The 14,101-nt window shown below is 62.0% G+C and carries 9 protein-coding genes; 6 read left to right on the top strand and 3 right to left on the bottom strand.

Going from position 1 to position 14,101, the window contains the following annotated elements:
• Nucleotides 1-10 precede the first annotated feature (10 nt).
• Nucleotides 11-1,324 carry a GGDEF domain-containing phosphodiesterase gene (locus WYH_RS03415; protein WP_235979822.1) on the top strand — a complete coding sequence of 438 codons (1,314 nt, stop codon included), beginning with the start codon at nucleotides 11-13 and terminating at the stop codon, nucleotides 1,322-1,324.
• On the opposite strand, the gene mfd is transcribed toward WYH_RS03415, so the two are convergent.
• Nucleotides 1,321-4,806, bottom strand: a complete 3,486-nt coding sequence (gene mfd, locus WYH_RS03410) for a transcription-repair coupling factor (RefSeq protein WP_046902721.1) — start codon at nucleotides 4,804-4,806, stop codon at nucleotides 1,321-1,323. The two genes, WYH_RS03415 and mfd, sit on opposite strands and share 4 nt — an antisense overlap.
• A gap of 125 nt (nucleotides 4,807-4,931) precedes the next feature.
• A complete protein-coding gene (locus WYH_RS03405; protein WP_046902720.1) occupies nucleotides 4,932-5,204 on the bottom strand; it encodes an FAD assembly factor SdhE in 273 nt (90 codons plus the stop codon).
• A gap of 45 nt (nucleotides 5,205-5,249) precedes the next feature.
• On the opposite strand from WYH_RS03405, the gene recG reads away from it, so the two are divergent.
• The 4 genes from recG (at nucleotide 5,250) to WYH_RS03385 (ending at nucleotide 9,662) form a co-directional block, all read left to right on the top strand.
• The gene (recG, locus tag WYH_RS03400) at nucleotides 5,250-7,310 is read left to right on the top strand and encodes an ATP-dependent DNA helicase RecG (protein WP_046902719.1); all 2,061 of its coding nucleotides are present in this window, start codon (nucleotides 5,250-5,252) and stop codon (nucleotides 7,308-7,310) included.
• A gap of 122 nt (nucleotides 7,311-7,432) precedes the next feature.
• The gene (locus WYH_RS03395; RefSeq protein WP_046904766.1) at nucleotides 7,433-8,674 is read left to right on the top strand and encodes a lipoprotein-releasing ABC transporter permease subunit; all 1,242 of its coding nucleotides are present in this window, start codon (nucleotides 7,433-7,435) and stop codon (nucleotides 8,672-8,674) included.
• Nucleotides 8,667-9,341 (top strand): ABC transporter ATP-binding protein, encoded by a 675-nt coding sequence (locus tag WYH_RS03390; RefSeq protein WP_046902718.1) that lies wholly within the window; start codon nucleotides 8,667-8,669, stop codon nucleotides 9,339-9,341. The genes WYH_RS03395 and WYH_RS03390 overlap by 8 nt, the downstream gene beginning before the upstream one ends.
• Nucleotides 9,342-9,386: 45 nt before the next feature.
• Entirely contained in the window at nucleotides 9,387-9,662 is a 276-nt protein-coding gene (locus tag WYH_RS03385; protein ID WP_046902717.1) for a hypothetical protein, read from the top strand.
• Nucleotides 9,663-9,732: 70 nt separating this feature from the next.
• On the opposite strand, the gene WYH_RS03380 is transcribed toward WYH_RS03385, so the two are convergent.
• On the bottom strand, nucleotides 9,733-10,386 hold the full coding sequence (locus tag WYH_RS03380) for a Yip1 family protein (protein WP_053833375.1): 654 nt from the start codon (nucleotides 10,384-10,386) through the stop codon (nucleotides 9,733-9,735).
• Between the two features lie 142 nt (nucleotides 10,387-10,528).
• Between WYH_RS03380 and dnaE the strand changes: the two genes are divergently transcribed.
• A complete protein-coding gene (dnaE, locus tag WYH_RS03375) occupies nucleotides 10,529-14,095 on the top strand; it encodes a DNA polymerase III subunit alpha (RefSeq protein ID WP_046902716.1) in 3,567 nt (1,188 codons plus the stop codon).
• Nucleotides 14,096-14,101: the final 6 nt, after the last annotated feature.

Raw genomic sequence — 14,101 nt, 5'->3', positions numbered from 1 at the left:
GGCACGGTCCATGAACGAGAATGATAAGGCCGAGGGTCGCGATCGGCTGACGGGTCTGATCGGCGCCGATGCCGCCTGCGCGCAAATCGCGGGCTGGCAGAGTGCGGCGATCGCGGCCGGCGAAAAGCCTGCCGTCCACGCGATGATGCTCGGCCTGCGACGGTTCGAGACGGTGAACAGGGCATTTGGCGAAGCCGTGGGCAATCAGGCTCTGGCGGAAGTCGCGGCGCGCCTGCTGTTCTTCGCCAAGACCGAGATGGTGGATGACTGGCTGGTGGCCTGCATGGGCGAAGGCATGTTCCTGGTGGCCGCGAACAAGCATTGCAGCCGTGAACGCTGGCATTGGCTGGCGGAAGAATTGTCGCAAAGCCTGATGGTGCCGATCCGCAGCCGCCAGACAGGGGGTGGAACGGTGCGCCTGTGGCCGCGAGCCGCCTTGTTGCGCGCCATGAGCGACGAACAGCCGGAACGCATGCTGGACCGGCTCAGCAGGACCCTGGAAAGCGTGAAGCGCGATCAGGCGCAGCGACTGGTCTGGGTCGATGGCGATCTGCGCATTTCGGGCCGCACCACCTCGCAGCTCGAAGCCGATTTGCTGGCCGCAATTGACCGGGACGAGATCGAGATCCTGTTCCAGCCTCAATATGATTGCGCCAGCGGCCGGATCGTAGGCGCAGAGGCCCTGGCGCGATGGCAGCATCCGGAACTGGGGCGCATAGGGGCAGGGGCGCTGTTCTCCATTGCCGAGCGGGCCGATCATGTCGGCCAATTATCTTATCATATCGCTGGGGCGGCCCTGACCGCAGCGGCGAGTTGGCCTGACCATTTGCGGCTGTCGCTGAACGTCACAGCGGCGGATCTGGGTACGGGCAATTTTGCCACTGCGACAGGTTTGCTGCTTCACCAGACCGGCTTTCCGCCGGAACAGCTTACCCTGGAAATCACGGAACAATTGCTGGTGACCGAACTCGACCGATCGGCGGAACGGTTGCAGACACTTGTGGATCGGGGCGTCCGCATTGCCCTTGATGATTTTGGCGCGGGTTTCAGTAATTTCCGCTATCTCAAATCACTGCCGCTGCAATATCTGAAGCTTGATCGCAGCATGGTGGACGGCATTGCCGATCAGCCGCGCGATCTGGCGGTTTTCCGGGGTATCCTTGCCATGGCCAGCGCGCTCGACCTGCAGGTCATTGCCGAAGGCGTGGAAAGCGAAGCCCAGCGCGAAGTGGTGGCGCGCGAAGGTTGCAGCGTGTGGCAGGGCTTCCTCGGTTCCACCCCGCTCAGCGCTGCTGATTTTGCCGCGCTCGTCGCCCGCAGCTAGGCTGCTTTCTTCTTCTTTGCGCGCCGGACTATCCCGCTCAGCCCCTTGGTCAGCTGGAACAGGCCGTTCAGGCGGCTTTGCGGATCGCCCCAGGCACGGTTGATAACCAGCTTCATGTCCGGCCGCAGTTTCGCCGTGCCTTCCAGCCTTTCGACATAAGCGATGAGGCCGGCAGGTTCCGGGAAGCTGTCTTCGTGGAAACTGACGAGCGTGCCGCGCGCACCGACATCGATCTTGGCGATATTGGCGATGATGGCCTGATGCTTGATTTCTATCAGGCGAACCAGATTGGCGGTGGGCGCGGGGAGGGGGCCGAAACGGTCGATCATTTCCGCCGCCATGGCTTCGATCTCGCCCTTGTCCCTTGCATCGTTCAGGCGGCGATACAGCGCCATGCGGACGGCGAGATCCGGAACATAGTCCTCCGGGATCATGATCGGGGCATCGACGGTGATCTGCGGGCTCAGGCCGGTGCTGTCACGTTCAAGCCCGGCATCGCCTGCCTTGGCGGCCAGGATCGCCTCTTCCAGCATGGACTGGTAAAGTTCGAAGCCGACTTCGCGGATATGGCCGGATTGTTCGTCGCCCAGCAAATTGCCGGCGCCGCGTATATCGAGATCGTGGCTGGCCAGCTGGAACCCGGCACCGAGACTGTCGAGATCGCCCAGAACCTTCAGGCGTTTTTCCGCGACTTCGCTCAACGCCGTGTCGGCCGGAGTCGTCAGATAGGCATAGGCCCGCAATTTCGAGCGGCCGACGCGCCCGCGCAGCTGATAGAGCTGGGCCAGGCCGAAACGGTCCGCCCGGTGGATGATGATCGTGTTCGCGCTGGGAATGTCGAGCCCGCTTTCGACGATCGTGGTCGATAGCAGGACGTCATATTTCTTTTCGTAGAAGGCGCTCATCCGCTCTTCCACTTCGCCCGCGCCCATCTGGCCATGGGCCGTCACGAATTTCACTTCCGGCACATTTTCATGCAGCCAGTCCGTCAGCGGTTCCATATCGGAAATACGCGGCACGACGATGAAGCTTTGCCCGCCACGATGATGTTCGCGCAGCAAGGCCTCGCGCATGACCATGTCGTCCCATTCCATCACATAGGTACGCACGGCCAGGCGATCGACTGGCGGGGTCTGGATGGTGGAGAGTTCGCGCAGCCCGGTCATCGCCATTTGCAGCGTGCGCGGAATTGGTGTGGCGGTCAGCGTCAGCATATGCACATCGGCGCGCAATTGCTTGAGCTTCTCCTTGTGATTGACGCCGAAACGCTGTTCCTCGTCCACGATCACGAGACCAAGCCGTTTGAACTTCGTCGTCTTGGAAAGGATGGCATGGGTGCCGACCACGATATCCATCGTGCCGTCGGCCAGCGCATCGCGGGTTTCCTTCATCTCCTTTGCCGGCACGAGGCGGGAAAGCCGACCGATCCTGAGCGGGAAACCGGCGAAACGTTCTGAAAAACCCTGGAAATGCTGACGGGCGAGCAATGTGGTGGGCGCGACCACGGCCACCTGTTGTCCGGCCATGGCGGCAACGAAAGCGGCACGCAGGGCGACTTCGGTCTTGCCGAAGCCGACATCGCCGCAGACCAGCCGATCCATCGGCTTGCCTTCGGACAGGTCCTTCAGCACGTCCTCGATCGCGCCTTCCTGATCCTCCGTCTCTTCCCACGGGAAGCCTTCGACGAACTGGTTCCAGCTCGATTCCTCCGGCTCGATCACCGGCGCCTTGCGCAAGGCGCGTTCGGCGGCGGTCTTCATCAACTCGCCGGCGATCGCCTGAATGCGCTCTTTCAGCCTTGCCCGGCGTTTCTGCCATGCCTCGCCGCCGAGCCGGTCCAGCATCGCCCCTTCATCAGAGGAGCCAAACCGGCTGAGCACGTCGATATTTTCGACCGGGATGTAGAGCTTATCGCCCCCGGCATATTCCAGCATGACGCAATCATGCTGGCTCTTGCCGACGGAAATCGGTTCAAGCCCCAGATATTTGCCGATGCCGTGATCCAGGTGAACCACCAGATCGCCGCGATTGAGGGCGCTGAGTTCGGCCAGGAAAGCGTCGGAATCCTTCTTGCGCTTGCGGCGGCGGACAAGGCGATCACCGAGCAGATCCTGTTCGGTGACGAGTTCCATCTCGTCATTGGCGAAGCCTGTATCCAGCGGCAGCACCATGGCCACGGGCGTTCCCCTGGCCGACATGCCAAGCGCTTCCTGCCAATTATCGGCCAGCTTGGGTTCGGTCCCCGCTTCGCTGAGGATAGAGGCGATACGGGCGCGGGCGCCAACCGAATAGGCGGCAAAGAGCGGCCGCTTGCCGGCCTTTCCGATGTCGCGGAAATGCCTGGCCGCCGCTTCATAGACATTATCGCCCCGGGACCGTTCAGGCGCGAAATCGCGGGCGGATCTGAAGCCGAAATCAACCGTGCGATCGCTTTCCGGTTCGGCGAAGATCACCGACCGGTGCGCGCAATGCTTCTCCAGCGCAGCGTCGAATTCCTCGCGCGTCAGATAGAGCGCATCGGTATTCAGCGGGCGATAGCTGCCCGCAGCCTGCCCGGCGGTTTCACGGCGCTGGCGGTGATAATCGGCAATATCCTTGAAGCGTTCTTCCCCCGCGCTCAGCCCCGCGGAATCGACCACGATCAGGTCGTCGGCGGCCAGATGATCGAACAGGGTGGAAAGCCTGTCCTCGAACAGGGGCAGCCAATGTTCCATGCCTGCCAGCCGGCGCCCTTCGCTTACCGCCTGGTAAAGCGGATCCCCGGTGGCGGTTGCGCCGAATTGTCCGCGATAGCGGCTGCGGAACCACTTGATGCTTTCCTCGTCCAGCAATGCCTCGCTGGCGGGGAGCAGCAGGTGGGAATCCACCGTGCCCGTCGTGCGCTGGGTGGAAGGATCGAACAGGCGCAGCGATTCCAGCTCGTCATCGAAGAAGTCGAGCCGCAGCCCCTGTTCCAGCCCCGACGGGTAAATATCGAAAATGGATCCGCGCACGGCGAATTCGCCGCTATCCACCACTGTATCGGTGCGGCTGTATCCCTGTTTCTGCAGGATGGCGGCCAGGCTTTCATGCCCGATCCGTGTGCCGGGTTTCAGTTCGCGAACGGATTCCCGGATCCGGAATGGTGTCAGCACGCGTTGCAGCAAGGCGTTTACGGTGGTGACAAGCAATTGGTCGCCGGCTTTGCCGCGCTGCAATTGATACAGCGCCGAAAGGCGGCGCGCGCTGACGGTCAGCGCCGGGCTGGCGCGATCGTAGGGCAGGCAATCCCAGGCCGGGAATTCGATCACCGTGATTTCCGGCGCGAACCAGCGGGCTGCATCGGTAATGGCCCGCATCGCCTGTTCATCCGGCGCGACGAAGACTGCCCGTGTTTTTGCCGCGCGGGCCAGATCGGCCATCAGCAATGGCTGGGCCCCGCGCGCCACGGAAGACAGGGTGAGCGGACGGTCGGCTTTCAGGATACGGCTAAGGTCGGGCATTCTCTGGCTTGGCTTTCCTGCGCATCGGGCACGCGCAAAAACCCGCCGACGCGAAGAAGTGGGGGCGCCGGCGGGCCTTTGTGCATTCGCGAAAGCCCTAGGGGGATGGGTCCGCGAAGCGCAAGCTATATGGTGACGTAATCCAGCTTTTGCAGGGCCAGGAGCAGGGGGCCGTGGAAACGGTCCGGCGCGGGCTGGGTCTTCAGGGCCCAGGCCATGACATCCACGTCATCTTCTTCCAGCAGATCTTCGAACCAGTCGAGTTCCGCTTCGTTCCAGTCGCCGTGATAACGGTCAAAAAAGCCGCCGATCATGAAATCGGCTTCCCGCGTGCCGCGATGCCAGGCGCGAAATCTGGCCCGGGCGATCCGGGCGGAAAGAGATGGGGATTCGGTCATTCAGCCCGCCTATCATCTGCGCGCGCCGGCCGCTATGCCGCTGCGATGCGCCCCGAATTGCTCAACCCGCTATTCGCCGAGACCGAAAGCCTGGACGGCGTCGGCCCGAAGCTGAAGAAGCCGCTGGAAAAGCTCGGGCTCGTGAAGGTGAAGGACGTTGCCTATCACCTGCCGGATCGTTTCGTTCAGCGCCGCGCGGTTACCGACCTGGACGAGGCAAGCGTGGGTGAACAGATCGTCATCGCGCTCACCGTCACCGAACATCGCGGCGGGGGATCGAACCGGGCGCCCTATCGTGTTCTGGCTCAGGACGAAGCCGGCAATGTGGTGGCGCTGACTTATTTCGGGCGCGCCTCCTACTCCGCCAAAAAACAGCTTCCAGTAGGATCGAAACGCTGGGTTGCAGGCAAGCTGGACCGATATGGCGACATGCTGCAGATCGTCCATCCCGACCATGTATCGGAAGACAGTTCGGGGGCGATGGGCAATCTGGTGGAGCCGGTCTATCCGCTGGCGGAGGGATTGACCCAGCCACGCGTGGCCGGGTTGGCCCACCAGGCGCTCGACCGTTGCCCCGATCTACCGGAATGGATCGAACCGGGCGTGCTGTCCGATCATGACTGGGCGGGCTGGCGCGAAGCGATGGTCCTGGCCCATCGCGGGGAACACAGCGCCGCCCGGGACCGGCTGGCCTATGACGAAATGCTGGCCAATTCGCTGGCCCTGCTGCTGGTGAAGGAGGCGAACCGCAAGCGGCGGGGGCAGCCGCTCTCCGGCGACGGGCATCTGCGCACCAGGCTGGAATTGCCATTCCCCCTGACCGGGGCGCAGGAAAGGTCCAATCGCGAGATCGAGAGCGATCTGGCGCAGGAAGCCCCCATGTTGCGCCTGCTGCAGGGCGATGTCGGCGCCGGAAAGACGGTGGTCGCGCTGGAGGCGATGCTGATCGCGGTGGAAGCCGGTGCGCAGGCTGCAATGCTGGCGCCGACGGAAATCCTCGCCCGGCAGCATTATGAAACCCTGCGCAAGCTGGCCGCGCCCACCGGCGTGCACATTGCCCTGCTGACGGGGCGGGACAAGGGCAAGGCGCGCGAGAGCATCCTGATGGGGCTGCTGGATGGCAGCATCCAGATCGTGGTCGGCACCCATGCGATTTTCCAGGATGCGGTAAATTACCGCAATCTGGGCCTTGTCGTGATCGACGAACAGCACCGCTTCGGCGTTTCGCAGCGGCTGCAACTGGCCCGGAAGGGGAAGAAGACGCCGCACACTCTGGCCATGACGGCCACACCCATCCCGCGCACGCTGACCCTGGCGCAATATGGCGAGATGGATGTCAGCCGGCTCGACGAGATGCCTCCCGGTCGCCAGCCGATCGATACGCGGGTTATCTCGGCAGAGCGGATCGAGGATATCGTGGCCGCTATTTCCCGCCATCTGGAAAGCGGGGCGCAGGCCTATTGGGTGTGCCCGATGGTGCGGGAGAACGAGGGCGAGGATCTTGCCGCTGCCGAGGCCCGCTATGCCACTCTGAAGGAGCGTTTCGGCGATGGGGTGGTGCTCGTTCACGGACAATTGCGGCCGGAACTGAAGGACGCGGCCATGGAACGCTTCGCCAATGGCGATGCGCAATTGCTGGTCGCGACAACCGTGATCGAAGTCGGGGTGGACGTGCCCAATGCCACGCTGATGGTGATTGAACAGGCCGAACGGTTCGGCCTTGCTCAATTGCACCAGTTGCGCGGGCGCGTGGGAAGGGGATCGCAGAAAAGCACCTGCCTGTTGCTGCGCGGTGAAATGCTGAGCGAGGTCGGCAGGCAGCGCCTTGCCCTGATGCGCGAAACGCAGGATGGGTTCCGCCTGGCGGAAGAGGATCTGAAGCTGCGTGGCGGGGGCGAGCTGCTGGGTACACGCCAGTCAGGCGACACGCCCTTCCATATCGCGGATCTGGACCAGATAGAGCGGCTGTTGCCCATCGCCCATAGCGATGCCCGGTTGCTGGTGGAACGCGACGGCGTCCTGGCCAGCAGCCGCGGCGAGGCCGCGCGCGTTCTGCTCTATCTGTTCGAGCGGGATTGGGGCGTGCAGCTCTTGCGCGGCGGATAGGTGGCGGGCGGATGGGCGGCGCAATGGCTGCGGCTTGAACCGCGTCGTCCCGGCCTTTTTCATTGCAGGTCAAGCTTGCGCTACCTAAACCCGCGCAACCTCTAGATTTGGCGAATTTTGCTTTGATCCTATCTCCCTTCGAATGGACAATTGCCAAACGCTACATGCTGCCCGGGCGCGGGGAGGCGGTGATCGCCCTTGTCGCTTCGATCAGTATCGGCGTGGTCATGCTCTCGGTCGCCATGCTGGTGATCGTGATGAGCGTGATGAACGGCTTTCGCGCGGAACTGCTTGACCGGATAGTGGGGCTTAATGGCCACGCGATCATCCAGGCATATGGCGGCCGGCTGGACGACTGGGAAAATGTCCTGGCCGAAGTGCGGGAAACAGAAGGCGTGGTCCGCGCTTCCCCCCTGATCGAACAGCCATTGCTGGCCACTTTCAACGGGCGGGCAGAAGGCGTTATCGTGCGCGGCAATACGCCGGAAGATATCGGCCGGCTGTCCCCCGATATCATCGTCGGCGATCTGGCCACGCTGCAACCCGATTCGGGCAATGTTGCCATCGGCTCGCGCCTGGCCGCCGATCTCGGCGCGCGGGTGGGCGATGTGATCACCGTTATCAATCCGCAGGGCCGGTCCACCCCCTTCGGCACAGTGCCACGGCAGATCGGTTATACGATCACTGCCATCTTCGAAATCGGCGTATATGATTATGATCAGACCTTCATCGTCATGCCGATCCCCGATGCGCAGACATTGCTGCTGATCGGGGATTCCATCGGCATGATCGAAGTGAAGACGGAAGATGCGGACCGGGTCGGTGAAATCATGGGGCCGATCACTGAAAAACTGGCCGGACGCGCCGTGGTGACGGACTGGAAAACCATCAACCGTTCACTGTTCGAAGCATTGGAGGTCGAACGTGTGGCGATGTTCTTCGCCCTGTCGATCATCGTGCTGGTCGCGGCTTTCAACATCCTGTCCTCGCTGGTGATGCTGGTCCGGTCAAAGACGCGCGATATCGCCATTTTGCGCACGATGGGGGCGACAAGGAAAAGCCTGCTGAAGATATTCGTGACGACAGGTTCGGTCGTCGGCGCCATCGGAACCCTGGCAGGGCTCGCGCTCGGTTTTCTGGTGCTGTTCTTCCGCCAGCCCATTATTCGCGGACTGGAACTGGTTACGGGGCAGAACCTCTGGGACCCCCAGATCCGTTTCCTGACTGAACTGCCCGCACGCACCGATCCGATGGAAGTTCTGGCGATCAGCGCGGTCGCGATGGGGCTCAGCTTCCTTGCCACGCTTTACCCCGCCTATCGCGCGGCCAGCACGGATCCGGTGGAGGTGCTTCGCTATGAGTGAACCCGTTGTCCGGTTGACCGGCCTGACCCGCAGTTTCGAACAGGGCGAAGTGCGGATCGATGTGCTGCGGGGCGTCGATCTCACCATCATGCCGGGGGAGATCGTTGCGCTTCTGGGCCAGTCCGGCTCCGGCAAGTCGACCATGTTGCAGGCAGTCGGCCTGCTTGAAGGCGGATTTGGCGGCAGGATCGAGATTGCCGGCACCGATGCAACCACGCTGCCTTCCGGAGATCGCACGCAATTGCGGCGCGATCACCTGGGCTTCGTTTATCAGTTCCATCACTTGCTGCCGGATTTTACCGCGTTGGAAAATGTGGTTTTGCCTCAGCTCGTGGCCGGGGTGAAACGCAAGGATGCCGATGCGCGGGCAGCGGAACTGCTCGATGCGCTGGGCCTTTCGCAACGCCGGGAACACCGGCCAAGCCGCCTTTCCGGCGGGGAGCAGCAACGTGTCGCCGTTGCCCGGGCCCTGGCCAATCGCCCGCAACTCGTGCTTGCGGATGAGCCGACAGGCAATCTCGATGAAAAGACGAGCGACAAGGTTCTCGCCCAATTCCTCGAACTGGTGCGCGGGCAGGGCAGTGCCGCCCTGGTGGCCACGCATAATGAACGTCTTGCCAGCCGCATGGATCGGATTGTGAGGCTGCAGGAAGGCAAGCTGGTCTGATATGATCAGCGCCGCAGAGCGTTACAGATAAAAGGGAGTTTTCGCATGACCGACCATCCCAGCACGTTCAGGGGCGAGGGCGGCAATCCGGAAGGCATCGAGTGGGACGATCACGCGACCGTTCACGAAAAAGGCGACGGGCGCGGCGTGCTGGATGGCTTCAAGGCACTGCATAGCGGCACGCTGGCCGAAATGGTCGCCTTGGTGAGCCGTTTGCCCGAAGAAGAGCGCGCCGGACTGGTGATCCAGAAAGCGGGCGATCATCTTCTCGGCCCGGCCGAGATCATGGCTCTTGCTTCGCGGAAGGATTTTCCCGGCTGATTTTGCTTTCGGCCCTGCCGTCACAAGGGCAGGGCCGAATAAATGTGCTCAAAAGGCCGTCACGGCGCCCTCAATAGCCATGGGCCATATATCCATGGCCCATCATGGTGCCGCCTGCGATAAAGCCGCTGGCGACAAACACGCCTGCCAGTGCAGCGAAGATGATGTTCACTGCAATTGCCGCCAGAATGGTGACGAGCGTGTATCCTCCGGCCCTGTCATGCGGCACGCCCATCATCGGGGTGGCGCCGGTATAGAACAGGTATATGCTCCATAACCCCAGGATCGTCAGGATCGAAAGGAAGGGCACCAGGCCGAAGATCGCCGCCAGCCACGCGGCAGTCATGCTGTATGTCACCAGCTTGAAGGCGCGGTTCCAATCATCCTTGCCGCCGAATTTCTGGCTGATGAAATTGGCCAGGAACGCCACGATGAACAGGGCGCAGATATTCAGGACGTAGGTGGAAATGGCGGTCGTGATCGCCGCCATCAATGCCGGGCTGTAATATATGCCATAACCGCCATAGCCGAAGATCTGCCCGCCAATCAGGTTGCAGATCGGCCCAATTGCGGCGAGCGGCAGCGCATAAGTGATGAACGCCTGTTTCCACCCGGTATCGCGGCCCGCGATGCGCGGCCATTCCTGCTTCGGCCTGGTCAATATGGCCTTTGCCTGGGCGGCAATGCCTTCGCCTGATTTCTGGATCGGATTGTCGTCTGCCATTTCGAATTCCCCCTTTTGTGGGTCTGGCCAGTCCGGCCAAGGAAACACAGCCCGGTTTGCGTGAAAAGAAAAATCGGTGTTTTCCCCAAGCCCACACATCAGTCTTCTTGAATGGAAGGCGCAACAGCAGCAGATTTATCCTATGTCCTTCGCACCCTTCGTTCCGCTCCGCGTTCTCTCCAGCTACTCCATGCTCGAAGCTGCGATTGATCCGAAGGCCTTGGCCAAGCTGGCGAAGGAACGGGATTTTCCGGCCATCGCCATCTGCGACCGCAACGGCTTGTATGGCACCGTGGCCTTTGCCGCGGCCTGCCGTTCGGAAGGCGTCCAGCCCATCGTGGGTACACTGCTGGGCGTGTCACGGGGGCATGGCAGCGAAGAGGTCGATTATCTCCCGCTCTATGCGCAGGATGGCACGGGGTGGGAAAATCTCTGTCATCTGGTGAGCAAGGCGCATCTGGAACGGCCGCTTGAGCTGGAACCGCATGTCACGCTTGATGATTTTGCCGGCCATACTGACGGACTGATCGCCCTGACGGGCGCAAGCGAGGGAACAGTCACGCGCCTGCTGGCCGATGGCAAGCGCGATCATGCGGAAGAAGTGCTGGAAAAGCTGTCCGCCCTGTTTCCCGGCAGGTTGTATGTCGAACTGGCGCGGCGCGGCAATGCGATAGAAGAAGCCGCTGAAGAGACGTTGCTGGATTGTGCCTATCGCATGGATTTGCCCATAGTGGCGACCAATCCGGCCTGTTTTGCCGAACCGCATATGCATGCCGCGCATGACGCGATGCTGTGTATCGCCAATTCGACCCAGATCGACAGTGACGACCGCCCGCGTTCAATTCCGGAAGCCTATGTGAAATCCGCCGAGGTGATGGCGCGGGATTTCGAGGATTTGCCGGAAGCGACCGCCAATACGCTGGTTATCGCGCAAAGATGCGCCGTCGCTCCGCCGAAGCGCAAGCCGATCCTGCCTAGCCTTGCCGGTGACCAGGAAGGCGAAGCGAAAATGCTGGCCGAAGATGCCCGGCGCGGCCTGACGCGCAGGCTGAAACTCTATTATCCGGAAACGACCCATGCCGAACTGGCGGAGGTGTTGAACCTGCCCACGGCAGATGATCTGGATCGGCCGGGCCGCGAATTCCCCGAACTTGCGGCTGCGGGTATTCTGGACGAAGTGAAACAGTACAAGGTCCGGCTCGAATATGAGATCGGGATCATCATCGGGATGGGCTTTCCCGGTTACTTCCTGATCGTTGCCGACTTCATCAAATGGGCCAAGGATCACAATATTCCGGTTGGGCCGGGGCGTGGTTCCGGCGCGGGTTCGCTGGCGGCCTGGGCGCTGACCATCACCGATCTCGATCCGCTGCGGCTTGGCTTGCTGTTCGAACGCTTCCTCAACCCGGAACGCGTTTCCATGCCCGACTTCGATATCGACTTCTGCGAAACGCGGCGCGGCGAAGTGATCCGCTATGTCCAGGAACGCTATGGGCGCGACAAGGTCGCCCAGATCATCACCTTCGGTAAGCTGAAGGCCCGCGCCGTGTTGCGCGATTGCGGGCGCATCCTGCAAATGCCCTATGGCCAGGTGGACCGGCTGACCAAGATGGTACCCAACCATCCCACCGATCCGTGGACCTTGCCGCGGGCGCTCAATGGCGCCGCCGATTTCAAGCGGGAATATGATAATGACAACGAGGTGAAACGCCTCGTGGATCTGGCGATGCAGCTGGAAGGGTTCCCGCGCAATTCATCCACCCATGCCGCCGGTGTGGTGATCGGGGACCGGCCCCTGTCCGAACTCGTGCCGCTCTACCGCGATCCGCGGTCGGATATGCCGGTAACGCAATTCGACATGAAGCATGTCGAGGATTCCGGCCTGGTGAAGTTCGACTTCCTCGGCCTGAAGACGCTTTCCGTGTTGCAGAAAGCCGTGGATTTGCTGGCCCGGCGCGGGATCGAGGTGGAGCTGGACCAATTGCCGTGGGACGATCCCGCCGTTTTCGCCTTGCTGAAGCGCGGTGACACTGTCGGCGTGTTCCAGCTGGAATCGGAAGGCATGCGCCGCACGCTGAGCGCGGTGAAGCCGACCAAGTTCGAAGACATCATCGCGCTCGTTTCGCTCTACCGGCCGGGGCCGATGGACAACATCCCCCTGTTCGGCAAACGCAAGAATGGTGAGGCGGAGATCGAATATCCGCATCCCAAGCTGGAAGGCATCCTTGCGGAGACTTACGGCATCTTCGTCTATCAGGAACAGGTGATGCAGGCCGCGCAGATCCTGGCCGGATATTCGCTCGGCGATGCGGACTTGCTGCGCCGCGCCATGGGCAAGAAGATCAAGGCGGAAATGGACAAGCAGCGCGCCCGCTTCATCGAAGGGTGCAAGGAAGTTTCCGGCATCGACAAGGCGAAGGCCAATGAACTGTTCGATTTGATCGACAAGTTCGCCGGTTACGGCTTCAACAAATCGCACGCCGCCGCCTATGCCCTGCTGTCCTATCACACGGCCTGGCTGAAGGCGCATTACCCGGAAGAATTCTACGCCGCTTCCATGTGTTTCGACATGCACCAGTCGGAAAAGCTGGCCGTATTCGTGGACGATCTGCGCCGCAACGGCATCAGCCTGCTGGGCCCGGACATGAACCGTTCGGAAGCCGAATTCACGGTCGAACAGACAGAGATGGGGCACGCGGTTCGCTATGCGCTGGCGGGTATCCGCAATGTCGGCGAACGGGCGATGGAACAGGTCGTGGCGGAACGGGAATCGCGCGGCGAATTCGAAAGCCTGGAAGACCTGTTTCGCCGCATGCCGCAGGGGGCGATGAACCGGCGGCAATTGGAAGGTCTGGCGGGCGCCGGCGCCTTTGACAGTCTGGAACCGAACCGGGCCAGGATCCTGGCCAATGCGGAAATGTTGCTGGCAGTCGCGGAATCTGCCGCGCGTGAACGGCAGAGCGGGCAGGCCGGATTGTTCGGGGGCGAAGATCATCAGGAACCGTCCTTGCGCCTGGCAGAGGCCGAACCGTGGAGCCGCACCGACCAGATGGCTGCGGAGCGCGATACGTTCGGCTTCTTCTTCGCCGCGCATCCGGTGGAACAATACCGCACCATCGCTTCCGCCAATGGCGCGCGATCTTACGCCAGCCTGATGGAAGAAGGCGTGGTCGGCGGGCGCAAGCCGGCCGTGATCGCTGCCATGGTGGAAAGCGTGAACAAAGGCCGCACGCGCAAGGGCGCAGAATTTATCCGGGCGGATTTTTCCGATTCCACCGGCCAGTTCAGCGCTGCCTGTTTCGAGGAGAGCCTCGTCAGCAATTTCCAGAACTGGGCAGCGGATGGCACCTGCGTATTGCTGCAGGTCGAACTGGATTCACCCAGTCCGGATGAGGCGCCGCGGGTCACCGTGCGGGGCGCGCGTCCGCTTTCCGAAGTGACTGACAGCGCGCGGATGATGCTGCAACTGGAAGTGATGACGGTGGAGGCATTGCAGCATCTTCGCATGTCTCTGGCCGAAGGCGCGCCGGGGCGCGGCGAAGTGATCGCGCGGCTTCTGCTGGGCGAAGAAAACGATCCGCTTCTGCGGCTTGGCCGGGATTTCGTGCTTGATGGCGAACTGGTTGACCAGCTTTCCAATGTGGACGGGTTGCGCGTGCTTGCCTTCAAGCCGCAGGGCGGCCGGGGACATCTCAAACTGGTTGCCTGACAGGCC

The organism is Croceibacterium atlanticum (assembly GCF_001008165.2).
GTDB lineage: Bacteria > Pseudomonadota > Alphaproteobacteria > Sphingomonadales > Sphingomonadaceae > Croceibacterium_C > Croceibacterium_C atlanticum.
This window is presented reverse-complemented; position numbering and strand designations above follow the sequence as displayed.